The following is a 23,019-nucleotide window of genomic DNA, read 5'->3' as shown; positions in this document are numbered from 1 at the left end:
AAAGGTTGGACATAATGGCGATAAATAAACTGAAAAAAACGGAACCATTCACTCAATTAAATGTTTATCATGAATTTCAACCGCTTTGGGATCTGCAAACCTGGAAGATTTACGGTTATGAAGGCCTGTTTCGAAGTGATACCCATGTTACTCCAGATGAGGCTTTTTTAAAGGCAAGGAAAAGTGCTTATCTCTTTCAATTAGATACCTATTCATTGCGTAAAGCCATTGAATCTTTCCCGAACTTTCATTCTCAATATTTATTTTTGAATCTATATCCATCTACGTTACTTCATGAAGAATTCCCTCAATTTATCAGAGAAATGGTAACAAGTTATCCCCATATTGTTAATAAGCTCATCCTTGAACTAAATGAATCCAGCGAGGAAGAACATATATGGCAGATGCCCGACTTGAAGGATAAAATCAGCTGGCTCAAGGAAATAGGGATTTATATTGCTCTGGATGATCTGGGTAAAGGAGCGGCATCACTGAACAAAATAATTGAATTCCAGCCCAAATATGTGAAGCTTGACCGTTATTTTTCCCAACAGTTGAGTAAGTCGGAACAAAAACAAAAAATGGTGTCTCTTATCTCTCAGTACTGTGATGGAGAAGATATTGTCTTAATTATTGAGGGGATAGAAAAGCCCATCGACTTGGCTTTGGCCAAAGTACTAAAAGTTCCTATCGGTCAGGGGTATTTAATGGGAAGGCCTGAAAGATTATGAAATTAGACCATTTTAAGAATCATAGACAACTAAGAACCCAAAGGAGCATGAGTATGTTTTCTAAGATAGGCAAGTTAACCAAGAACATCAAGTTCAATCCAAAGCTATTGCAGAATGTGAAAATAGGTTGGCAATATGGTGTTGCACTAACAATAACCATGGTACTTTTCTGTATTTCCGCGGTCATTATTTTTTTCCAAGTTGGAAGTGTTAAAAATGATATTGAAACCTTGGAAATAAGAGGGGACAGGGCCATCAAGGTTACGGAAATGGCATCATTGTTCCGGACGAAGGATATTAGAATAGTTGATTACATCAATACTTCTGAACCGATTTATATTAGCGAATTTGAAGAAAAGCGAGAAGAGTATAATGCCTTGGAAAAAGAGGTTAAGGAATCAATGGATACAAAAGAAGAGGTTGATTTCTTTAAACAAATTTCAGCAAATGACACAGAGGTAAATGATATATTCCTGAATGAAGTCATTCCTGCTGTTAAAGAGGGAAACCCGGAAGAAATAGGATTCACACGTCAAAAAGCTCGTCTGCTTCGATTGAAAACCGTTGAAGTATTTGACGAATTGAGAGCTCTGATTAACGATCAGAGAGAAGAGTCCATTCAGGAGGCAAAATCCAGTCTGACTCAGTCTATTCTTGTTTTGGTCATCTCGATACTGATTTCAACGATTCTGGGGACTCTCATAGTGATGGCTGTTAATAGATTAGTTAAGAACAATTTGAATAAAGTAATTGAAATGTCAAAAGAGATTTCTTCAGGTAATCTTCTAATAGAAGAAAGTCAATATAAGGGCAAGGATGAGATTGGAGAATTAAGTGATTCTATGAACACCATGCTTAGAAGCCTTCGTGAAATGATTGGTGAAATTGACAATGTTTCTGGAACGGTTACTTCCCAAAGCGAAGAGATGATGCAGGCTTCGAGTGAAGTGAAGGAATCAAGTGAACAGGTTGCATCGACCATGCAGGAATTATCTTCCGGTGCTGAGCAGCAAGCGTCAATATCCACTGAAATTGCATCGACAATGGAGCACTTTATTTCTAAGCTGAAAGGTGCCAATGATCAAAGTACGGCGGTCAGTAAATCCGTTGAAAATGTAGTGGAAATGACACAGCAAGGAAATGAGTATATGAAGCAATCTGTCATTCAAATGAATTCAATAGATAAAATTGTTAAAGAAGCTGTTCAGAAGGTAAAAGGACTGGATCAGCAATCTCAGGAGATAACTAAACTCGTTTCTGTTATCCAGGATATTGCAGAGCAAACCAATTTACTGGCACTTAATGCTGCTATTGAAGCTGCCCGCGCAGGAGAACAAGGGAGAGGGTTTGCGGTTGTTGCAGATGAAGTGAGAAGGCTTGCGGAACAGGTATCTTCTTCTGTAGTGGATATTACAGGCATTGTGCAAAAGGTGCAATTTGAATCCAGTGCAGTTGCTGGTTCTTTAGAGGAAGGATATGGCCAAGTAGAAATTGGAACGCGTCAAGTCCAGGAAACAGGTCAAACATTCAAAACAATCAATAGCTTAATATTAACAGTGGTTGAACAAATAAATACTATAACTCAAGATCTCCATGATATTTCAGAAACCGGGGAAGATATGAATCAATCGATTTCAAGCATTGCAGCTGTTTCTGAAGAATCCGCTGCAGGAATAGAACAGACAGCAGCCTCATCCCAGCAAACATCTGCTTCGATGGAGGAAATCTCACAAAATGTAACCGAGCTGACCAAGCTCGCTGAGAATCTTAACGGACTTGTCGGCAAGTTCCGTGTATGACCTATCTAAATAAGAAACGGGCAGGGAAAATGGAAAACGAAATTTATAAAGCACAGTTGAAAAGTAAGTTAGTCAGTTATTTAAGGCGATATAGAAGCACTATCAATACAAGTATAAGATCTCCCGAGGCGTTTGTGAAAGAGATATTTCAATGCTTCCCTATAAGTGAAATTGAAAGGGTAATAATAGATGTTGAGATTATAAGGGAAAGAGGCGCAAAAGCTGACGGATATTTGAGCATGATTGTAAATGGCCTCCAAGATGTTTCTGGTGATATTCAAGAACAAAATAATGGCCTTTATATAGCACATAGCAAGACACTGCAAGAAGAGATCCGGGAACAAGTCGATATATATTGGGAGAATGACGGCTCTGTCATTCTCCAAGATTAAAAAGGAGGATACACAATGTCAACTGCGGTAACTGAGCCGGTTACAGATCTATTGAATGGAATGCTGCATTCTTTGAATAAAATTGTTCCATTACCTTATGAAAAGAAAACCCCTCACCTATTAAATGAGTATTTACAATTGGAGTTTGGTGTACTTATCGGATTTACAGGGGATTTGAAAGGTAAATTAGTCTTCAAGGGAGAGCCGGGCATTTTCAGTTCTATCGGGGAAGTCATGTTCGGTATGCCTCTTGAAGGGGATATGCTCAGCTCCTTTTCTGGTGAGTTAGGAAACATGCTGTCCGGGAGTCTCTGTACCTATCTATCAGAAAGAGGAACTGTTTTGGATATAACGGCTCCTACAATGATAGAGGGGAATTCAAAGCTTTCAGGGTTTGAAAGTGCAATTGAATTAGAGGTAATGTTTCCTGAAAATGGTTCAATGTTTTTATATTTGTTGAAGGATAAGTAATGAATAAAGATAGGAGATTGAAATGGCTAGAATACTAATAACAGACGATGCTGCATTTATGCGTATGCAACTGAAAGATATGATCACCAGAATTGGGCATGAAGTTGTAGGAGAAGCAGAGAATGGCTTGGTATCTGTTGAAAAATATAAAGAATTAAAACCTGATTTAGTCACGATGGACATTACAATGCCGGAAATGAACGGTGTAGAGGCAGTGAAAGAGATCAGGAAGAATGACCCCAATGCCACTATTATCATGTGCTCAGCCATGGGTCAGCAAAACATGGTTGTAGAGGCAATTCAGGCAGGAGCAAAGGATTTCTTAGTAAAACCATTCAATGACGAACGCTTGGAAGAAGCTTTGCGTAAAGTGATGTGATTCTATATTCAGGAGCTGCTTTAAGAACCTCAGGGACATGGAAGGGAATAGTGACGGAAAAACCTTTTAATGTCAGGAACCAAATTTTCTTCTCAGGTGATGGTATGAGTGTAAGATAGACATCTATCATCCTGTATTGAGATTTAAAACAGAAAAATCCTCTTGTTTTATACCTGCTGAGAATACAATAACAGGGTTTATCGGATCAATTATGGATATCTTGCTGAAAAATATGCCGATAAGCTTTATTCAGCCTTTTTGGTCGTAAATCTGAAGCAGAAGTGTTGAACTTTGAAAATAGGGTAGCTACCACAACCAGTGTCTTGATTTACGTTTAATTGCATCTTTTCCTGATAATATATTCTATCCTACGGGAACGGAAATACAGGTTGTATAGTTTTTAATGTCGAGTATAGGAAATATGCCGATATTAGCATTTAATATTTGGAGGTTACTTTTTGTGAAACTTAAAAGCTTGCAATTTAAATTGACTCTAAGTCTCTCAAGCTTGTTATTTTTCCTGATTTTAATTAGGACCACTATAGTGGGCATAGCTGACTCACTATTTGAGCATGCGCTATTGATTAATATCAGTTCCGCGGCTGTTACTATACTGGCTGGAGCTATAATTATTTTTGTCTTGATAAAAATGGTAGTGGAAAAGCCCTTGGAAAAGTTGCTGGACATTGCGGCACTTTTTAATGATAATGACTTTACCCAGCGAGTCAATCTAAAAACAAAGGATCAATTTGAAGATATTGGACATGTTTTTAACAACTTGGCGGATAATATGCAGGCGTTGATTCAGGAGATACAAAGTACAGGTCACCAGGTTGCTTCCTCTTCACAAGAGCTTTCTGCAACCTCGGAAGAAACTTCGTCTGCGAGTGAACATATTTCAGCAACTATGAACGAACAGCTCACTGTGGCGGAAGATCAAGTGGCACGAGTGGAAGAAAGCAAAAAAGTCATTGATAAGTTAGTGGAAGATATCAGGGTTATTTCTGAAAGTACAGAAATTGTGGAAGAACTGACAAGTACAGCTTCTGAAAAAACAAGTATAGGAAGCCAGGAAATAAAAGTGGCACTGGGTCAGCTTACTCTTATCGGGGATTCAGTCAAGCAATTGTCTTCTACAATGCAAAAGTTAGGGGAACACTCACAACAAATCGGCAATATTATTGGTGTAATAAGAGGGATTTCAGAACAAACCAATTTACTTGCGCTGAATGCGGCCATTGAGGCAGCAAGAGCGGGTGAACATGGAAAAGGTTTTTCAGTAGTGGCAAGTGAGGTTCGTAAATTAGCCGAAGAATCTTCTGAATCCTCCCAAAGAATAAGTGATTTAATCCAAACGATGCAAGAAGAAACAACAGTAGTCTTGAAAACGATGGACACCTCAACAGGGGACGTTACCTCGGGAATCCAGAAGGTGTCGACTTTGAATAATACCTTCGTAGATATACAAACGGCAATTGAAAAATTGGAAAAAGAAATCAGAACGGTTTCTGCCAAGACATATGAAATCGGGAACAACACCGTTAGAGTAACAGATTCTGTTGATGCGGTAAAGGAAGTAGTGGTAAACTCCCTCCACAGTATGGAAACGGTGTCGGCAGCCACAGAAGAACAGCTGGCTTCAACAGAAGAGGTTTCTGCTTCGTCTGAATCTCTTTCCTACTTGGCAGATGACTTAAATAAATTGATTCATAAGTTTAAGGTGTAATGCTTAGCGGGTTTTTAGGAGTTCTGAAGTAACAATCATACGGAATCTTTTCAAATGAATAAAAAAACTCAAAGTGTAAACCTGCTTTGAGTTTTTTTGTATTTTTTTGAGACGCCACCAGGGATTGGTTATATCCCTTCCCTTCTTAATGCTTCCTCCGCGCAAAATCGACAAAGCGGAATTTATCAAGCCTGTGCCGGGATTCTGTGTATTGAAAAAGTGTGGTGTCTTCTAGGTGTACATAGTTTTTCACAACCACAACATGATCGAACCCGTCCAGGTCAAGGTATGATCGGTCTTCCTCGGTACATCTCTCGACAACAATTTCTTTTTTTGCATAAGAGATCGGAAGCTTCATTTCATTTTCCAGGTATTCATAGATGGATTTCTCGCAGATTTCTTTAGTCAGGAGAGGGACGTTCTTTTTTAAAAAATAGTCTTTATCCAGGATGATCCGTTCTCCTTTGATATTGCGGGCCCGGACGACTTTCCACACCTCTTCATCCGGATTGCAGCCGAGCTGCGCAGCCAGGGTTTGATCAGGTTTGATGAGGCCGAAATCGTAGACGATCGTTTGCGATTCTCCACCGAGCGACCCCTGGAGCTCCTTGAAGCTGACAAGTCCTGAGATGGGGAAGCTCAGTTTCGACACATCTAAGACAAGGGATCCTTTTCCGCGAATTTTCTGGATGAATCCCTTTTGTGAAAGGAGGGTCAGGGCTTTGCGGATGGTTTCCCTGGACGTCTCATAGTGTTCGGCGAGTTCATTCTCTGATGGCAGTGTTTCGTTCGGCGGGTAGCCCCCGTCTTGGATCTTGTCCGCGATTTCTTGGTATATGTGCATATATTTATTGTTTTTTGTCATAATATCACCATATTTATTTTACCATACTTAGGTATTTTCAATAAGAGCTTGTGAGTTTTGGGATTATTCAGGTAAAATGGACTTATCGCATATTTTAGAAAAGGGTGAAGGATTTTGACTACACAGCTTTGGAAAAAATTCATGATTGGTCTTGGCGTAAGCAGCCTTCTTCTTGCAGGCTGTAACAATAATGAAAATGCCGGTAATACGGACAAGCCTGACGAGAGCACACAGGAAGAGCAGACAGAAGAATCAGCCAACCCTCTTGAAGAGCAGACGGCTCAAATCCTTGAGGAAGCTAAGGATATGAAGGAAGCGGCAGATATCCCGGAAGAAGAAAAGCAGGCCATTCTGGATGCGTTCAATGAATATATCGAATCCTTCAATGATGAAGATGCAGAAAGATATATGGCGACTCTTTCTAAAACACCAGTGAATTTTACGCTGGAAGAGGAAGAAGCTGCTGTCAATAACGTGTTCAGCAAACTCGATGTCAGAAGAAAAGCCTCGAATGTGAAAATCATCAACTATCAAGGCAAGAAAGCAGACGTTTACGCTGAATTGGAAGTAACGACAAAAGATCCTAACAGTGACCGTGAAGCGACCACGACTGGAAGACAGTTGACGATCTTCCAGAAGACAGATGAGGGCTGGAAGGTATCGATGATCCGGGTTAAGCAGGATGAGGGTGAAGATGCGGCTGCCACAGAGTCCAAGTCTGAGACCGAATAAAGTGTTATAGGAAGTACTGGCCTTTAGGCTGGTGCTTTTTTTGTGGTTTTGGAGTTTTATTACCTTGGACAAATCGAGCGGTTTGTGATTCCTAATGTGACCGAGCTTGTACCAGCATCGTATGGCTGGTAAGTGGCAGGCACCGCCGAAAGGACAGCATTAATGAGGGAAGTGGCTGGGAGAAAGGCTAAATGGGCCAATGAGGAAGAGGAAAACAAAGGGTGATGGTCCGTAAAAGGGATAAATTGGCCAATGAGGAAGAGGGAAACAAAGGGTGTTGGGCCGTAAAAGAGGTAAATGGGCCAATGAGGAAGAGGGAAACAAGGAGTGTTGGGCCGTAAAAGGGGTAAACGGGCAAAAAAATACCCGCTGGCTCGCAGCGGGTATCAGAAACTATTTTGTTAAACGATATACTACAGACTCATAAGGGCGAAGTTTGATCAGTTCCAGGTCTGTTTGGCTGTCATCATAGTTGGAAATCAGGATTTCCTTGTTCCAGCCGCCGATATCCAGTTCCTCGTTCGGCAGGTAAAATACTGTTTTATTGCCATAGAAGTTGTTAACGACAAGGAGTCTTTCGTTTTCGCCGTTACGTACATAGGCAAAGACATCGGCATGCTCCGGTGTCAGCAGCTGATAGTCACCGTCTGTGATGATGTCATATTCTTTCCGCAGGGATATGAGTTTTTGATAGTGATAGAAGATGGAGTCTTTGTCTTCTACTGCCATCTTTGCGTTGATTTCATGATAATTCCGGGCTGCCGGGATCCATGGAGTGCCGGTGGTGAAACCGGCGTTTTCGCTGCTATCCCATTGGACTGGCGTACGTGAGTTGTCACGCGATTTATGGCGAAGGATTTCCAGGACTTCTTCCTCGGATTTTCCTTGTTCTTTTAGGATATTGAAGATGTTGATGGATTCAACATCACGGTATTCATCGATGCTTGTGAACTTCGGGTTGGTCATCCCGAACTCTTCACCTTGGTAGATATATGGTGTTCCTTGCATCATATGGATGGTCGTGGCCAGCATTTTGGCTGACAGGCTGCGGTACTCGCCGTCATTACCATAGCGGGACACGATACGCGGCTGATCATGGTTGCACCAGAACAGGGCATTCCAGCCGCCGCCTTTGTGCATTTCGCTTTGCCAAGTGGACAGGATATCTTTTAATTGTAAAAAGTCAAAGTCTGCAACTGTCCATTTTTCGCCGTTTGGATAATCGACTTTTAAATGATGGAAGTTGAATGTCATGCTCAGTTCGTTGCGTTCAGGATTTGAGTACTTGATGCAGTTTTCGATTGTCGTTGAGCTCATCTCTCCAACAGTCATGATGTCATATTTTGAGAATACCTCTTGGTTCATTTCATTCATGAATTCGTGAACACGAGGGCCGTCTGTGTAAAATTTACGCCCGTCTCCCGGTGCTGCAGAGCCGTCATCATCAGGGAAGTCCTGGTTCTTGGAAATCAGATTGATGACGTCCAGGCGGAAGCCGTCGACACCTTTATCGAGCCAAAATTTCATCATGTCGTACACTTCCGTACGCAGTTCTTCATTTTCCCAATTCAGGTCAGCCTGCGTGACATCGAACAGATGAAGGTAGTGCTGGCCGGTTTCATTGTCATACTGCCAGGCATTTCCGCCAAATTTGGACTGCCAGTTTGTCGGTTCGGATCCGTCTTCCTTGCCGTCACGCCAGATGTAGTAGTCACGGTAAGGGTTGTCTTTTGATTTGCGGGATTCAATGAACCATTCGTGTTCAGTGGATGTGTGATTGACGACGATATCCATGATGATTTTGATGCCTCTGTCGTGTGCTTCTGACAGCAGTTCGTCAAAGTCTTCCATGGAGCCGTATTCTTCATGGATGTTGAAGTAATCGGCAATGTCGTAGCCGTTGTCGCGCTGAGGAGATTTATAAATCGGTGTGAGCCAGACAACGTCGATGCCGAGTTCCTTCAGGTAGTCTAGTTTCTCGGTGATTCCTTTGATATCGCCGACACCATTCCCCGATGTATCATTAAAGCTTTTCGGGTAAATTTGATAAACAACCGACTTTTTCCACCATGGTTGCTGTTTTTTCATAGTAATTACACCTGCCAGATAAGTATTTTTGTTGAGGGTGTACTTTAGCACTTCACCGCGGCAGGGGACTGTCCCCCATTGCTTTAACGCGTTAATTCGGTGCGGGACTGTCCCGCTGTTTTCGTTGTTTTAAGTTGCCTCGTAACTAGTGTGCTGTTTCCGTCCACCAATGTTTACGAAGACAGCCATAAAAATAAAAGAGAAGAGCCGGCACCAGTCTTCTGGACACCGATTCTTCTTCATGAAAATGTCTTACTTTGCTTTTGAAAACTTGGAAAATACTAATGTCAGTACAAAAGGCACTATTATTGCTACCAGCATACCAATGGCGAAGATTCCCCAGAATTGTGATGGAATAGAGAAGAATGCAGGGACGCCGCCGACACCGATGGATTGTGCAAGTACAGAGCCGACTGTGATGATCAGACCCGCAATCGCAGACCCGATAATGGCAGCAATGAATGGATATTTATACCTCAGGTTTACCCCGAACATTGCAGGTTCAGTAATCCCCAGCCAAGCTGAAACACCAGAAGATACGGCAAGACCTTTTACTTTTTCATTATTTTTTTCAACGACAAGCATTGCAAATGCGGCTGCACCTTGAGTTACGTTTGAAAGGGCAAGCATTGGCCATAAGAATGTTCCGCCAGTGGATCCGATCAATTGGAGGTCTACGGCAAGGAACGTGTGGTGCATACCTGTTATAACAAGCGGTGCATAAAGGCCGCCATATAGTAGACCGCCGATTGCCGGCACCGCATCAAAGATTGCCGTAACGCCATCTACTAACCAACCACCAATTGTGAAAGTGATAGGTCCGATAACTGTGAAAGCCAAGAAACCTGTAACGAGCAATGCAACTGGCGCTACCACAAGTAATTGGAAAGCATCCGGGATTCGTTTGCGGAGCCAAATTTCAATTTTCGCTAGAACCCATGAAGCAACTAGGATAGGAAGGACTTGTCCTTGATAACCTACTTTTTCAACGGTCAACCCAAGAAGGTTCCATGTCGGAATGTCCCCTTCCTGCTGGGCAGCACCATACCCCCATGCATTAAGTAAGTCAGGATGAACAAGCATCAAACCAAGAACCATACCGAACAGAGGGCTTCCGCCGAACCGGTTAAGAGCACTCCAGCCGATTAAGCCGGGTAGAAATACGAAGGCTGTGTTGGCAATCAAGTTGATGATGGAGGCAATGTCAGCCCACTGCGGAAATTTTTCAACAACACTTGCACCCTCCCAGAAAATCCCTGACTGGGTAAGAATATTGTTGATCCCCATCAATAAACCAGCGGTTACGATTGCAGGCAGAATCGGGATGAAAATGTCTGCAAGTGTTTTAACAGCACGTTGAAGCGGATTCATTTTTTTTGCTGCCGCATTCTTTACATCCTCTTTGGATGCGGTTTCGACTCCTGTTTCTTCCGCCAGGATTTTATAAGCCTTATCAACAACACCTTGCCCGATAACAATTTGGAATTGTCCGTTTGTGGAGAATGAACCTCTGACAAGGTCGATATCCTCAAGTCTTTCTTTGTCTACCAAACTCTCATCGTTCAAGACTAGACGAAGCCGAGTTACACAGTGCGTCGCAGTATTGATATTTTCTTTACCGCCGATCGCTTCAATGATTTCGCGTACAGATTCTCTGTTTACGCTCATGGTTTTCCCTCCCGCGCGGGGTATTCTTCCCCTTGTTTTTAAGTTGCTATTTTCAAAAACAATCCAGTAGAAAGTGTTAGAAAATAGGATAAAGTTAGAATCTGCAGGCAAGTATAAAAAATGATTTCAATTACGAATGAAAAAAATGGGACGAAATGATCCACTTTTTTCAAATATTCCCCAGCACTTGCAGATTAAACTAAAATAACGCTTACAAATAACCGCTTACATTTCCGATCAACTTGTTGTTTGCTGTATATACAAGTTATGAGGTAATTGTAATCCTGTATATACAAGTTGTCAATACTTTCGTGCCAGTCACTCCCCGGTTTCTGTCGACAACAGATATAACTGCCATTAAAAAAGCCCATGATAACCCTGGTTGTGAGGGTTATCATGGGCTTTGGTTTATACACTTTTATTTTAAGGCGTGACTGTCACGGTTCTGAGCACACTATCATATGAGGAACAAGCACTGCAGGAAAAAGTGACCTGTACTAAATCCGCTTCACAGAAATCGCATTCCGCATTTTTTTCAAAGCGTCCTGTCCTTCTTTCTCCCGTTTCAGCATGATGCTGACGTACAGGGCATCAAAAATGGAAAGCTGGGCGATCCTTGAAGAAAGGGCTTCTGATCTGTAGTCAGTTTCCTCTGACACGGTATATAAGGAGATATCGGCTTTATCACTGAGCGGAGATTTCGAAAAATTGGTGATGGCAATGGTCTTCGCTCCGGTTTCCTTCAAAACTTTCATTACATGCAGCATGTCTTTGGTTGATCCCGAATGGGAGATGAGTACGGCGCAGTCATTTTCGTTCATCTGTGAAGCGGTCATCAATTGGATATGGCTGTCGGTCGACGCATGGACCCGGAGGCCGGTCCGGATGAATTTATGATAAGCGTCCATGGCGACGATCCCGGAACCGCCGCTTCCGAAGAATTCGATGTGGTCAGCAGCCACCATCGCATTAACGGCTTCCTGAAACTGATGTTCTTTTAAAACCATCAGGGTATCTTCAATGGTCTTCATATTAGAACGGAATACTTTTGACGCAATTGTTTGGGGACTGTCATTTTCGTCCACATTTTCATGAATGTCCCTCATTGGTGTAACGATTTCGGCTGCCAGGGCAATCTTCATGGATTGATATCCTTTAAAACCGATTCTTTTACAGAAACGGAACACAGTTGAATCGGCAACACCGAGTGTATCGGCAAGCCCATTTATTGTGGAATGAATAATATTGGCTGGATTGTTTAAGATATAATTGGCAATTTTTTTCTCTGTCTCACTGAACTGGGAGTAATGTGATCGAATGCTCGCCAAACAGTGCTGGTGATTTTTCTTCATGTCTCTCCACTCTCCTGAAAGGGTTTTCATGATTACATTATACTAGAAAACAGAGAAAGAAAAAATATTTTTCTGGAATCGCTTGCAAAAAGAAAAATATTTTTTATAATAGAGGTAACGCGAAAATAATTTTCATAACTGAGGTGTTTTAAATGCAAATCGGCATGATTGGTTTAGGAAAGATGGGATATCAGCTTTCTTTGAACCTTACAGATCATAAACATAATGTAGTCGCTTTCGACTTGAATGAAGATGCGATGAAAAAAATTTCCACAGAAGGAGTTCAAACAGCTTCAACAATTGAGGAACTCGTTTCTAAATTAGAAAAACCAAGAACGATCTGGATGATGGTACCAGCGGGGGATGCTACTGAATCTGTATTCGGTCGCCTTCTTCCTCACCTTGAAGAAGGCGACCGTGTCATTGACGGCGGGAATGCTCATTATAAAGATTCATTGAGAAGAGACGAGCAGGCTGCTGAAAAAGGTGTATACTTCTTCGACTGCGGAACAAGCGGCGGAGTGGATGGTGCCCGTTATGGTGCCTGCACAATGGTCGGTGGAAATGCAGAAGTCTTTAAGGGAATTGAGCCGATCTTTTCTGATGTCTCCGTTGAAAACGGTTACCTTTATACGGGCAAAGCCGGCAGCGGCCACTTCCTGAAGATGGTCCACAATGGTGTGGAATACGGCATGATGCAAGCCATTGCTGAAGGCTTTGAAATCTTGGAAAAGAGCCCATTTGATTTTGAGTATGAAAAAGTGGCGCGCGTTTGGAATAATGGCTCGGTTATCCGTTCATGGTTAATGGAGCTGACGGAAAATGCGTTCTCCAAAGATGAAAAACTTGATGGCATCAAAGGGGTTATGCATTCTTCCGGAGAAGGGAAATGGACGGTTGAAACGGCGCTTGACCTGCAGACAGCTGCACCGGTCATCGCATTGTCCCTGATGATGCGTTACCGCTCATTGGAAGACGACACGTTCACTGGAAAAGTCGTTGCTGCATTAAGAAATGAATTCGGCGGCCATGCTGTTGAGAAAAGTGATAAATAAGTGAATTAAAAGCAGTGATATGTCGATTAACGGCATTGTTGATTGAAGTGGAAGGTGTGCGGCCGTCTGCGGGATTAGCGGGAAAGGTTAGATCAGAGTGATGTACCTACCGGAATTTATACCGCAGGCAATGCCGAGGAAGTAAATTCAGCGCCTGGCAGAGCCCTGCACCTGGAGCGGAAATCTTCAACCTGCAAACTGTCAAAATGGTGCCTGGTACTAAACGAGCATTTTGTACCAGGCGCCAAATAAAAAGATTTTATAGCAAGCGTTTCCAACCTATCATTCTACAAACTTCTTAGGAAAGGCAGGAATAGACAATGTCAGATCAAATGTTAATTCTTGTGGCATTAGCAGGTATTTTTCTTCTATTATTTTTGGTTATTAAAACAAAGCTTCATGCTTTCGTAGCTTTATTGCTTGTGAGTTTGATTGTCGGTATTGCGGCGGGCATGGATTTAGATGAAGTTGTTGCTTCGATACAAAGCGGTATGGGGGGGACCCTCGGATTCGTAGCCGTAGTTGTTGGTTTAGGTGCGATGTTCGGCCGTATGCTTGAGGTTTCAGGCGGTGCGGAACGTCTGGCACAGACGATGATTAAAAAGTTTGGTGAGGATAAAGCGCAGTGGGGACTTGGTATCACGGGTTTCCTTGTCGCGATCCCGGTATTCTTTGATGTTGGTTTTATCATCTTGGTTCCGATCGTTTACGGGTTGGCTAAGAAAACAGGAAAGTCCCTTTTATACTATGGAATTCCATTGCTTGCAGGTCTTGCGGTAACACACAGCTTCATCCCGCCGACTCCAGGGCCGATTGCGGTTGCTGATTTGATCGGTGCTGACCTTGGATGGGTCATCCTGTTCGGTTTCCTTGCCGGTATTCCATCCATGATCATTGCCGGTCCGCTTTTTGCAAAATATATCTCTAAAAAAATTCATGTTGTTGTTCCAGAGTACATGAATGCTGAAGAAAAAGAGTATGATAAAGATCTTCCAAGCTTTGCGCTTGTAGCATCACTCATCTTCATTCCATTAGTATTGATTTTATTGAACACGGTTTCAGGTGTATTATTGGATGAAGGGAACACGATCCGCAGTATTTTAACATTCCTTGGTCACCCATTCGTTGCGTTAACAATCGCAACATTGATGACATTTACATTCTTGGGAACAAAGCGCGGATACTCCCGTCAAGATGTAGCAGACATCGCGACGAAATCTCTAGAGCCTGCCGGAATCATCATCCTTGTAACAGGTGCCGGTGGAGTATTCAAGCAAGTATTGATCGACTCAGGTGTAGGACAAGTCCTTGGTGATATGATGGCTGGATCTCCGCTGCCTCCGCTAGTGCTGGCGTTCTTGATTGCGACAGTCGTTCGTGTGGCGCAGGGTTCTGCGACCGTATCAATGGTTACAGCCGCTGGTCTTATGTCTCCATTAATCGGGACACTTGGTCTTGAAGGCCCGATCCTTGGCCTGATGGTTATCGCAATCGCTGCCGGTGCGACAGTATTCTCACACGTCAACGACTCCGGTTTCTGGCTTGTGAACCGTTACTTCGGTTTGGATGTGAAAGATACATTGAAAACATGGACCGTAATGGAAACGCTGATCGGTTTCGTCGGATTCGGTGTAGCGATTATCCTATCATTCTTTGTAGCATAATATAATTAATTCAGATGAAGGGAAGGGCGAGCAATCGCCTCTTCCTTTTCTGCGTACGGGAGGATTTTCAACATGGCAAATTATTATATTGGCGTTGATATTGGTACAACAAGCACAAAAGCAGTGGTGTTTGATAAAAAAGGAAAAGCGGTCAGCCGTTTTGGCGTGGAGTATCCACTATATACACCGGTGCCTGGGACAGCTGAACAGAATCCTGAAGAAATCTTTCAGGCAGTACTGACGGTTATAAAAGAAAGCATGACCACAGGAGGAGTCAGCGGGGAAGATATCCGTTTCGTTTCCTTCAGTTCGGCGATGCACAGCCTGATCGTTGTGGATCATGAAGGCCAGCCGCAGACGAATTCGATCACGTGGGCGGACAACCGCAGTGCCGCATGGGCGGAGAAAATAAAGAATGAACAGAATGGACATGAGATTTACTTGCGTACAGGAACACCGATTCATCCAATGTCTCCTCTTGTAAAACTTGCCTGGTTAAAAGAGGAACAGCCGGAACTGTTGGCTGCAGGAAATAAAATGATCGGGATCAAAGAGTTTGTTTTCCATCGTTTGTTCGGAGAATATGTGGTGGATTACTCGATCGCTTCTGCCATGGGGATGTTTCATCTGGAAAACCTCGATTGGGACGCCGAAGCACTTGAAGTGGCAGGGGTTACTCCTGAGCAGCTTTCCCGTCCGGTTTCTACAACGGAGTCGTTGACAGGCTTGAAATCTGAGTATGCGAAAATGATGGGGCTTCCAGAAGAAGTGCCGTTCATCGTCGGTGCCAGTGATGGCGTTTTATCCAACCTTGGCGTGAATGCAATTGAACCTGGTGTGGTTGCGGTGACAATCGGAACAAGTGGCGCTATCCGTGCGGTTACTGACCGCCCGGTTACGGACCCGAAAGGCCGGATCTTCTGTTATGCGCTGACGGAAAATCACTGGGTCATCGGCGGGCCGGTCAACAACGGCGGGATGATCTTCCGCTGGGTCCGTGATGAACTTGCCTGGTCCGAGATGGAAGTGGCGAAGCGCCTTGGTAAAGATCCATATGAAGTGCTGACGGACATTGCGGAAAAAATCCCTGCCGGTTCAAACGGTCTGGTATTCCATCCGTATATGGCAGGAGAAAGAGCGCCGCTATGGAATGCCAATGCCCGCGGATCGTTCTTCGGACTCGGGATGCACCATAAGAAAGAGCATATGGTCAGAGCGGTCCTTGAAGGAATCGTCATGAACCTTTACAGTGTGCTTCTCGCGCTTGAAGAATTGATTGGAACGCCAACGAAAATCCAGGCGACAGGCGGCTTTGCCCGTTCCACGCTGTGGAGGCAGATGCTCGCTGATATCTTCGATGGAGAAGTGAGCGTGCCGGAAAGCTTCGAAAGCTCCTGCCTGGGTGCAGTCGTGCTTGGCATGTATGGCCAGGGCGAAATCGACTCGTTCGACGTCGTCGGGGAAATGGTCGGCTCCGTCCATTCCCACAAGCCCAACCGGGAGAACTCAGAAGTCTACCGGGAACTGATGCCGATTTTCATCCGCATCCCGCGCCTGCTCGAAACTGAATACGCAGCCATAAGCGAATTCCAGCGAAAACACTCCTAACCTCCGGGGACAGTCCCCTGTTACTTTAGCGTAACAGGGGACTGTCCTCGACTGCTTTAAAGCGGTAAAGCGCTTTCGGTAATAAATATTGAGAAATTTAGAAAATCTTATGTAAATTTTGTGAATGTTGTCGAAATAAATAGTAAGACAATTTCGTAAATGTCCTTTTTGTTGAAAAGGACACTTATTTTGCACTGATGATGGTTCTTATTTCATAGTCTTAATTACATAAGGTGAGGGGTCGAAAGATGAAGAAACTGGGGAACATGTTCAAACGGAAACCGAAGGATAAGGTGGAAAAGCAAACGAAGCCAAATAAGAAATCTGGTTCCAATCACAGCATGTGGAATAACATGAAGATTGGACAGAAATATATAACTGCCTTAAATGTAACAATCGTTCTTTTCTTAATTTCATCTGTCATTATTTTTATGCAATACAACAAGATCCAAAGCAATATCGAAAAAGTGGATGCCAGCAATGTCCGTTCAGTGAAACTGACGGAAATGGGCAGTATCTTCCGTGACAAGGCACTGCTTCTTCAGCGCTATGCCAATGAAAAAGATCCACAAATTGTAGAAGATTTTAACACTCAAGAAGAAAAGTTCATCACGTTTACTCAAGAACTTACATCGCAAATGAATAATAAGCAAGAGCAGGAATTATTCAATTTTATTATTGAAAGCGATAAAGAACTAAACAGCCTTTTCCATGATGAAGTGGTTCCGAGCGTGGACAGAAATTCAACAGTTCTTCTGGATACGACGTTGAAGAAAGCCGGCATCATCGCGCCAAACACAGTAAAAAAGCTATATGAGCTCCGTACAATCGTCATGGCAGATAAAGATGCTGCCCTAGAAGAAGCATACGATGGCATTGGAGAAAGTAAGATCATCATGGTTGCGGCCATCATTGTCTCTGCCCTTTTGGGAATCGCCCTTCTTATCATCATCAACCGCATGATCTCCAGAAGCCTGAACAGGGTTGTCAAAACGGCAAATGCTATTTCCGAAGGGAAGCTTAATGCGGAAGAATTGACATATCTCGGTAAAGACGAGGTCGGGCAATTAAGTTCAGCAATCAATAACATGAAAAATAATCTCGCTTCCATGGTGAGGGATATGCGTCAGGTATCGGAAACCGTTAACGAGCAAAGTGCGGCCCTGTCTCAATCATCCCTTGAAGTAAGGGAAGGAAGTTCGCAGGTAGCGGTCACTATGCAGGATTTATCAGCAGGTGCGGACCAGCAGGCAAACTCGGCTTCAGAATTGAATGAGATGATGGTTAGTTTTACAAAAGCGGTTGAAGAATCCAATCGATTTGGACAGGAAGTCAGTGAATCTTCTAAGATTGTACTTTCTAAAGCAGAAGAAGGTTCTGCGTTGATGTCCAATTCAGTTGAACAGATGAAGAAAATCTACACAGTGGTTGAAACATCTGTTGAAAAAGTAGAGTCGTTAAAAGCGCGTTCCAACGAAATTTCAAGTCTTGTAAATGTGATTCAGGGAATCGCAGACCAAACGAACTTGCTTGCCTTAAACGCAGCCATTGAAGCGGCACGGGCAGGTGAAAGCGGAAAAGGATTTGCGGTCGTGGCAGAGGAAGTCAGAAAACTCGCCGTCCAGGTTTCACAGTCCCTTGAAGGAATTTCGAAAGTGGTTCACGGCATTCAAAATGAGTCCAATACGATTGCGACTTCGTTAAACGATGGATACACAGAGGTTCGCAGCGGTACGGAAAGCATTGAAAAAACGAAGGACAGCCTGACCGCGCTGGGAGACCAGATCTCGTCCATGGTTCATAATATCGACAGAATCTCTACGAACCTCGTGGAAATCAACAGCAAAGGGTCTGAAATGAACCAATCCATTGAAAACATTGCTTCCATTTCAGAGGAATCTGCGGCAGGAGTCGAGCAAACTTCGGCAACCGTCCAGCAGTCCACAAGCGTCATGGAAGAAGTGGCCCGTAACGCGGAAGGTCTCAATGACCTTGCAGACAAGCTTGATGTATTGATCCGTAAGTTTGAAGTTTAATAGTTTCCAAAATCCGGTGGGGTTCCCGCCGGATTTTTTTGTTCTTGGGGTGCCGCACCACCCGGTTTTTGGTGTTTTTTGTCGAAAGAAAAAAGGAAATACCACCCATGAGCAAAAACGGCAGTCATCTTCTACTGAATATTGTATGATGTTAGATATTCATAAAACGAACCCATTTTTTTAATAGGTTAAACAGAAAGAAGGAATACATATGGTCAGGTTATATGGTGCACTCATCACCCTTAGTTTGATTTGGGGGCTTTCCTTTGTGTTTATTAAATTGATCGTCGACCCTGCCGGTGTGTGGGGGACGACTTTCCTGCGGTGTCTTGCGGGAGTCTTGATCTTGCTGCCGCTGTTTATCAGAAATCGGATGAAAAAACAGAAAGCGCCTCTTCCAATAGGGAAATTACTAATCGTGGGATTGATGAATGCCGGGCTTCCTTGGTCGCTGATTGCCTGGAGTGAGACGCAGATCAACAGCAATACCGCATCCATTCTCAATGCGACGACCCCGCTCTGGACGGCATTACTTGGGTTTGCGTTATTTTCTGTAGTACTGAACCGATTTCAATGGATGGGGATTTTGGTCGGGTTCTTAGGTATCCTTGTACTGATGGATTTCCAGCTGGCAGGATTATTCACTTCCAACTTCATTGGGATAGGGACGATGCTTCTGGCCACCATTTGTTATGGATTTGCCGGACAGTATACAAAGCGGGCACTACAGGGTGTCAGCATGGTTGCCATATCGACCTTTCAGCTTCTTGTCGGCATGGCTGCCGGTGTGGTCGGCATGCTGTTCACGCGAGGAATCGAATGGGGAGCGCTGGCAGAGCCGAAAATCATCTTATCCATCATAGGGTTGGGATGCTTCGGCTCGGGAATTGCCGCACTGCTCTATTTCTATGTGCTGACAAACGGAAGCCCGGAATTTGCCTCAACCGTAACTTATTTAATACCGGCTTCCGCTATGGTGTGGGGATTTGTTCTCCTGGGAGAGCCCATCACTTCAAATCTCATACTTGGACTCGTAATCATCTTTGCGGGAGTCTTCCTCTCCTCAAGGAAAGGAAAGAAAAAGGGAACAGAGGGCAAAACGCTGGCAAACTAAGGGTTTTCAGCTGTTAATCAAACGTTTGATTAACAGTTTATAGATCTAGTGAGATTGAGGAAATAGCCACGGGGAAATATGCCTCCAGATTCACTTAGTGAGAATAGCGAAGCGAAACTGGAAAAGGAGAAGGGGATGCCAGATGTTTCTGTGAAAGAGTCATTTTGGCTCTTTTTTCTTTTGCCCTCTGAGGTTGTTCTGTAATGTGAAAGTGTCTATCGGAAGTTGGAAAAATGTCTAAACTATGACAATTCACATAGGAATAAAACAGAAAATGTTATGTTTGAAAGGATGACTTTTTCTTCTTAATATATTGTTTCTTAAGTTTAGAAGGACGTTTTAAAGAGTTTAGGGGATATGGACATTTTTGTAAGAAATCATTATAGTGTAATTTGATTCATAGGTCATAAGAACTGAAATGTGGTTCAAATATTTTTTAGGAGAAAAAACAATGAAAGACTTTGCGCCTGAAGATGAACAAAAGGGTATTTCTTCAGAAGAGATAGCCGAAATATTAAAGGAATACGACGATTTAATTGAAGAAGGTTTTGAGGTGGACCCATATTAAAAATCTCTTCATTTAGGGGTCTATTTGGAAATGTTATTCAGGGAAGGATAATATTACAGAATCCGATTGGGCTATGAAGATTTTTGAGTCAGTGTATTTCAGACCCAATCTATTGAAAAGATTCCAGAGATCACTGAACTTCCGAAAGTAGATTCGTACGTAAGGGGTGTCCTAATTCTTCTAGGAAAAATTATACCGGTAATTGATTTGAAAGAGCTATTACACCTTCGTAAAACAAAGATAAATAATAATTCTTCAGTTCTTATTTATTTATATGGAAGAGCTATTTATTGGTGTTTTGGTGGGTTCAAGTCAGGAGTTAGTGGTTATTTCTCCTGAAAGAATACAACCAGTAGTTCTTTTAAAAGTGCCGAATTTAAAAAACTTGAAGGATGAACCGATAAGAGCATAAATAGACAGCGGCAAGAAAATGATAGTAATCACTTGTCTGCTCCTTAGAGAAGGGAGAACAACAATGGGAACAAAAAAGTTATATCAGGAAATCAGTAATCATTCAGACACAGCAAACCCTTCCTATATAAAGAACAAAGGAATCCTCCATTCATTTAACCAATCTGAATTGGAAACATTCCTTTCCTCCTTTGTGAGATTCATTTCATTAGCGAAAGATGAAATAATTAAAAGTGCTGCGTTTAGTGAGAACGATTTTGACTACTTCAAGAAAGCAGAACTAATTGATTCGATCGACTTGCTATTGAAGAAATTCCTCGAAGGAGACATTGAAAAAGTAAAAGAGGAGATACCGTTAGTAATGACATTGTTTCATCAACAGCAATATATATTGCCGGAAGAAATAAGCAGTCCTTTTTATACGTAGGAATCTTGCTTCTTTAATACTTCACCGTCCTAAAAGGGACAGTCCCCTTTAGCGCTGTAAAGCGCCATAGGGGACTGTCCCTTTCAGTGCTTTAGTGCGGTAAAGAGGTTTTTTCCAGATTGTAATGCAAATAATTCCTTTTTCATATAAAATGTTCTTTATACATAGAGTGAAAGAAGACAAGTTATCGGTTCAGTCCGGTAAAATAAACATTAAGGAAGGTTACGATTAATGAAAACTGCAATTGTGACGGATAGTACGGCCTACATCCCCAAAGAATTGCGAGATCAATATGATATAAAAATGCTTCCACTGAACGTCATCCTCAGCGGTGAATCCTACCGGGAAGAGGTTGATATTTCCGCGAGCGACTTTTACCAGGAAGTCAGAAATGAAGAAAAGCTGCCTACCACATCGCAGCCATCAGTTGGAAGTTTCGTCGAACTGTATGAAAACCTGGCAAAAGAGTATGATGCCGTGATTTCCATCCATCTTTCAAGCGGCATCAGCGGCACATATCAAGGAGCTGTCCAGGCTGGCGATATGGTCGAAGGAATCGAAGTCTATCCTTATGATTCTGAAATCAGCTGCATGGTCCAAGGGTTCTATCCCATTTATGCCTCAAAGCTGGCAACAGCGGGAGTGAACCCTAAAGAAATCATAGGTAAATTAGACGAAATGAAAGAGACGGTCAGCGCCTACTTCATGGTCGATGACCTGGCACACCTGCAGCGTGGCGGCCGCCTTTCCGCCGCACAGGCTATCATTGGAAGCCTGCTGCAAGTCAAACCGCTCCTTCATTTCCAGGAGAAGGTCATCGTCCCGTTTGAAAAAATCCGTACACGCAAAAAGGCGATGAAGCGGATCGTCGAATTGCTCGACAACGATAGTCAAAAAGGGTATCCGATGCAAGTCGTCATCATCCATGCCAACCGTGAGGAAGAAGCGGTAAAATGGAAAGAAGAACTGCAAGGAAAATACCCTGACACTGATTTCACCATCAGCTACTTTGGTCCCGTTATTGCCACTCACCTTGGTGAAGGCTCGATGGGCATGGGCTGGTCCAAAAAAATGTAATGCTGACCCCGCTGAAATTCCAGCGGGTTTTTTATTTTGTAGATTATCATATTAAGTCGAACGGCTCGTAAATTAAAATAGCTCAAGTGGGTACACAATAGTTAACGCCAATCAACTAAGGAGTGTTCCCAAATGAGCTATACCCATATCGTACCACAGGAACGTGTACTAATCGAAAGTTATTGCCTGGAAAAGAAATCGCTGTCTTACATTGCCTCACAGTTGAAAAGAAGCAAAAGCACCATTCATTACGAGCTAAAACGCTGTAAACCTTATAATGCCCTGCAGGCTCAGCTCGACTACGATGCCAAGAGGGAAAACTGCGGTTCTAGACGCACGGTCCATCAAGAAGATATTGACTATATTTTGACCAAACTTAAGCTAGGCTGGTCGCCTGAAAGCATTGTAGGCCGGTATTGTAAAATGCATAAGAACCCTTTTCCAATCAGTGTATCAAGCATTTACCGGTACGCTGCCCTCGGTCTGTTTAAGCTGTCCCAAAAGCTTCTGATTCGAAAAGGGCGGAAGTTAAAAAACAACATGACGGAAACGCGAGGCAAGATGCCCCGTCTTAAAAAAATTCATGCTCGTAGTGCGCCTCGAAGCCAAGTCGGGCATTGGGAAGTCGATACAGTCATTGGCAAGTCGCACAAAAGTCAGATTCTCACGTTGACCGAACGTACCAGCCGGTTTGAGATTATCTATAAACTGTCAGCAAAAACGGCGAGTGAAACCGCCCAGTCCATAGCAACGGCCGCATTAGGCGCACATACCCAAAAGGAACTGATTTCAGCCGGATGACCCAGAAGGACATTATGGACTTTCTCTTGACGTTTAACCAGGTCCCCCGGAAAGT

The 23,019-nt window shown here is 43.1% G+C and carries 19 protein-coding genes and 3 pseudogenes; 18 read left to right on the top strand and 4 right to left on the bottom strand.

Translation table 11 applies throughout. The features are described 5' to 3' along the window. Positions 1–14: 14 nt before the first annotated feature. From AC4E8A_RS20580 to AC4E8A_RS20550, 7 genes and pseudogenes are all read left to right on the top strand, one after another. Entirely contained in the window at positions 15–731 is a 717-nt protein-coding gene (locus AC4E8A_RS20580; protein WP_490195644.1) for an EAL domain-containing protein, read from the top strand. After that, a pseudogene (locus AC4E8A_RS20575) lies at positions 728–1,591 on the top strand (methyl-accepting chemotaxis protein); the annotation flags it as partial. The gene AC4E8A_RS20580 and the pseudogene AC4E8A_RS20575, both read left to right, overlap by 4 nt. Beyond that, positions 1,574–2,530 (top strand): methyl-accepting chemotaxis protein, encoded by a 957-nt coding sequence (locus tag AC4E8A_RS20570; RefSeq protein WP_490198952.1) that lies wholly within the window; start codon positions 1,574–1,576, stop codon positions 2,528–2,530. The pseudogene AC4E8A_RS20575 and the gene AC4E8A_RS20570, both read left to right, overlap by 18 nt. 29 nt (positions 2,531–2,559) lie before the next feature. Beyond that, the gene (locus AC4E8A_RS20565; protein ID WP_490195643.1) at positions 2,560–2,922 is read left to right on the top strand and encodes a hypothetical protein; all 363 of its coding nucleotides are present in this window, start codon (positions 2,560–2,562) and stop codon (positions 2,920–2,922) included. 15 nt (positions 2,923–2,937) lie between these two features. Then, on the top strand, positions 2,938–3,393 hold the full coding sequence (locus tag AC4E8A_RS20560; protein WP_490195642.1) for a chemotaxis protein CheX: 456 nt from the start codon (positions 2,938–2,940) through the stop codon (positions 3,391–3,393). Positions 3,394–3,415: 22 nt separating this feature from the next. After that, positions 3,416–3,772 (top strand): response regulator, encoded by a 357-nt coding sequence (locus AC4E8A_RS20555; RefSeq protein ID WP_490195641.1) that lies wholly within the window; start codon positions 3,416–3,418, stop codon positions 3,770–3,772. 1,138 nt (positions 3,773–4,910) lie between these two features. Next, positions 4,911–5,498, top strand: coding sequence for a methyl-accepting chemotaxis protein (locus tag AC4E8A_RS20550; protein WP_490198951.1), 588 nt, complete (start codon positions 4,911–4,913; stop codon positions 5,496–5,498). A 145-nt stretch (positions 5,499–5,643) separates the two neighbouring features. On the opposite strand, the gene treR is transcribed toward AC4E8A_RS20550, so the two are convergent. Then, positions 5,644–6,363: a trehalose operon repressor gene (gene treR, locus AC4E8A_RS20545; protein ID WP_490195640.1), complete on the bottom strand. Its 720-nt coding sequence runs from the start codon at positions 6,361–6,363 to the stop codon at positions 5,644–5,646. A 114-nt stretch (positions 6,364–6,477) separates the two neighbouring features. Here treR and AC4E8A_RS20540 point away from each other — a divergent pair, with 114 nt between their 5' ends. Then, positions 6,478–7,095, top strand: coding sequence for a Cif family virulence factor (locus AC4E8A_RS20540; protein WP_490195639.1), 618 nt, complete (start codon positions 6,478–6,480; stop codon positions 7,093–7,095). 393 nt (positions 7,096–7,488) lie between these two features. Here AC4E8A_RS20540 and treC read toward each other — a convergent pair whose 3' ends face one another. From treC to AC4E8A_RS20525, 3 genes are all read right to left on the bottom strand, one after another. Then, a complete protein-coding gene (gene treC, locus AC4E8A_RS20535) occupies positions 7,489–9,183 on the bottom strand; it encodes an alpha,alpha-phosphotrehalase (protein ID WP_490195638.1) in 1,695 nt (564 codons plus the stop codon). Between the two features lie 252 nt (positions 9,184–9,435). Then, positions 9,436–10,851: a PTS system trehalose-specific EIIBC component gene (gene treP / locus AC4E8A_RS20530; RefSeq protein ID WP_490195637.1), complete on the bottom strand. Its 1,416-nt coding sequence runs from the start codon at positions 10,849–10,851 to the stop codon at positions 9,436–9,438. A gap of 497 nt (positions 10,852–11,348) precedes the next feature. Then, positions 11,349–12,203, bottom strand: coding sequence for a MurR/RpiR family transcriptional regulator (locus AC4E8A_RS20525; protein ID WP_490195636.1), 855 nt, complete (start codon positions 12,201–12,203; stop codon positions 11,349–11,351). Positions 12,204–12,355: 152 nt separating this feature from the next. Between AC4E8A_RS20525 and gnd the strand changes: the two genes are divergently transcribed. The 10 genes and pseudogenes from gnd to AC4E8A_RS20475 all read left to right on the top strand — a co-directional run bounded on the left by gnd (position 12,356) and on the right by AC4E8A_RS20475 (position 22,964). Further along, positions 12,356–13,258, top strand: a complete 903-nt coding sequence (gene gnd, locus AC4E8A_RS20520; protein WP_490195635.1) for a phosphogluconate dehydrogenase (NAD(+)-dependent, decarboxylating) — start codon at positions 12,356–12,358, stop codon at positions 13,256–13,258. Positions 13,259–13,578: 320 nt separating this feature from the next. After that, positions 13,579–14,922 carry a GntP family permease gene (locus AC4E8A_RS20515; RefSeq protein ID WP_490195634.1) on the top strand — a complete coding sequence of 448 codons (1,344 nt, stop codon included), beginning with the start codon at positions 13,579–13,581 and terminating at the stop codon, positions 14,920–14,922. Positions 14,923–14,994: 72 nt separating this feature from the next. Further along, positions 14,995–16,530, top strand: coding sequence for a gluconokinase (gene gntK, locus AC4E8A_RS20510; RefSeq protein ID WP_490195633.1), 1,536 nt, complete (start codon positions 14,995–14,997; stop codon positions 16,528–16,530). A 248-nt stretch (positions 16,531–16,778) separates the two neighbouring features. Beyond that, a pseudogene (locus tag AC4E8A_RS20505) lies at positions 16,779–17,621 on the top strand (HAMP domain-containing protein); the annotation flags it as partial. Continuing rightward, a complete protein-coding gene (locus AC4E8A_RS20500; RefSeq protein WP_490198950.1) occupies positions 17,619–18,566 on the top strand; it encodes a methyl-accepting chemotaxis protein in 948 nt (315 codons plus the stop codon). The pseudogene AC4E8A_RS20505 and the gene AC4E8A_RS20500, both read left to right, overlap by 3 nt. Before the next feature lie 211 nt (positions 18,567–18,777). Next, complete coding sequence (locus AC4E8A_RS20495) at positions 18,778–19,680, top strand: DMT family transporter (protein ID WP_490195632.1); 903 nt, start codon at positions 18,778–18,780, stop codon at positions 19,678–19,680. Positions 19,681–20,350: 670 nt separating this feature from the next. Beyond that, positions 20,351–20,587, top strand: a pseudogene (locus AC4E8A_RS20490) (chemotaxis protein CheW); the annotation flags it as partial. A gap of 136 nt (positions 20,588–20,723) precedes the next feature. After that, the gene (locus tag AC4E8A_RS20485) at positions 20,724–21,086 is read left to right on the top strand and encodes a hypothetical protein (protein WP_490195631.1); all 363 of its coding nucleotides are present in this window, start codon (positions 20,724–20,726) and stop codon (positions 21,084–21,086) included. A 231-nt stretch (positions 21,087–21,317) separates the two neighbouring features. Then, positions 21,318–22,163 (top strand): DegV family protein, encoded by an 846-nt coding sequence (locus AC4E8A_RS20480; protein ID WP_490195630.1) that lies wholly within the window; start codon positions 21,318–21,320, stop codon positions 22,161–22,163. Positions 22,164–22,295: 132 nt separating this feature from the next. After that, on the top strand, positions 22,296–22,964 hold the full coding sequence (locus AC4E8A_RS20475; protein WP_490195629.1) for an IS30 family transposase: 669 nt from the start codon (positions 22,296–22,298) through the stop codon (positions 22,962–22,964). Positions 22,965–23,019 lie beyond the last annotated feature (55 nt).

Source organism: Bacillus sp. SRL337 (genome assembly GCF_984799155.1).
The sequence above is the reverse complement of the archived record's forward strand: the minus strand, read 5'-3'. Positions and strand labels throughout refer to the sequence as shown.

Excerpts from the sequence above, each read along its gene's own strand:
- AC4E8A_RS20495 (WP_490195632.1), top strand. The coding sequence starts at position 18,778 with ATGGTCAGGTTATATGGTGCACTCATCACCCTTAGTTTGATTTGGGGG.
- AC4E8A_RS20475 (WP_490195629.1), top strand. The coding sequence starts at position 22,296 with ATGAGCTATACCCATATCGTACCACAGGAACGTGTACTAATCGAAAGT.
- AC4E8A_RS20500 (WP_490198950.1), top strand. The coding sequence starts at position 17,619 with ATGAAAAATAATCTCGCTTCCATGGTGAGGGATATGCGTCAGGTATCG.
- AC4E8A_RS20515 (WP_490195634.1), top strand. The coding sequence starts at position 13,579 with ATGTCAGATCAAATGTTAATTCTTGTGGCATTAGCAGGTATTTTTCTT.
- AC4E8A_RS20570 (WP_490198952.1), top strand. The coding sequence starts at position 1,574 with ATGAACACCATGCTTAGAAGCCTTCGTGAAATGATTGGTGAAATTGAC.
- AC4E8A_RS20560 (WP_490195642.1), top strand. The coding sequence starts at position 2,938 with ATGTCAACTGCGGTAACTGAGCCGGTTACAGATCTATTGAATGGAATG.
- AC4E8A_RS20485 (WP_490195631.1), top strand. The coding sequence starts at position 20,724 with ATGGGAACAAAAAAGTTATATCAGGAAATCAGTAATCATTCAGACACA.
- gntK (WP_490195633.1), top strand. The coding sequence starts at position 14,995 with ATGGCAAATTATTATATTGGCGTTGATATTGGTACAACAAGCACAAAA.
- AC4E8A_RS20565 (WP_490195643.1), top strand. The coding sequence starts at position 2,560 with ATGGAAAACGAAATTTATAAAGCACAGTTGAAAAGTAAGTTAGTCAGT.
- treC (WP_490195638.1), bottom strand. The coding sequence starts at position 9,183 with ATGAAAAAACAGCAACCATGGTGGAAAAAGTCGGTTGTTTATCAAATT.
- AC4E8A_RS20555 (WP_490195641.1), top strand. The coding sequence starts at position 3,416 with ATGGCTAGAATACTAATAACAGACGATGCTGCATTTATGCGTATGCAA.
- gnd (WP_490195635.1), top strand. The coding sequence starts at position 12,356 with ATGCAAATCGGCATGATTGGTTTAGGAAAGATGGGATATCAGCTTTCT.
- AC4E8A_RS20550 (WP_490198951.1), top strand. The coding sequence starts at position 4,911 with ATGCAAAAGTTAGGGGAACACTCACAACAAATCGGCAATATTATTGGT.
- treR (WP_490195640.1), bottom strand. The coding sequence starts at position 6,363 with ATGACAAAAAACAATAAATATATGCACATATACCAAGAAATCGCGGAC.
- AC4E8A_RS20480 (WP_490195630.1), top strand. The coding sequence starts at position 21,318 with ATGAAAACTGCAATTGTGACGGATAGTACGGCCTACATCCCCAAAGAA.
- AC4E8A_RS20525 (WP_490195636.1), bottom strand. The coding sequence starts at position 12,203 with ATGAAGAAAAATCACCAGCACTGTTTGGCGAGCATTCGATCACATTAC.
- AC4E8A_RS20580 (WP_490195644.1), top strand. The coding sequence starts at position 15 with ATGGCGATAAATAAACTGAAAAAAACGGAACCATTCACTCAATTAAAT.
- treP (WP_490195637.1), bottom strand. The coding sequence starts at position 10,851 with ATGAGCGTAAACAGAGAATCTGTACGCGAAATCATTGAAGCGATCGGC.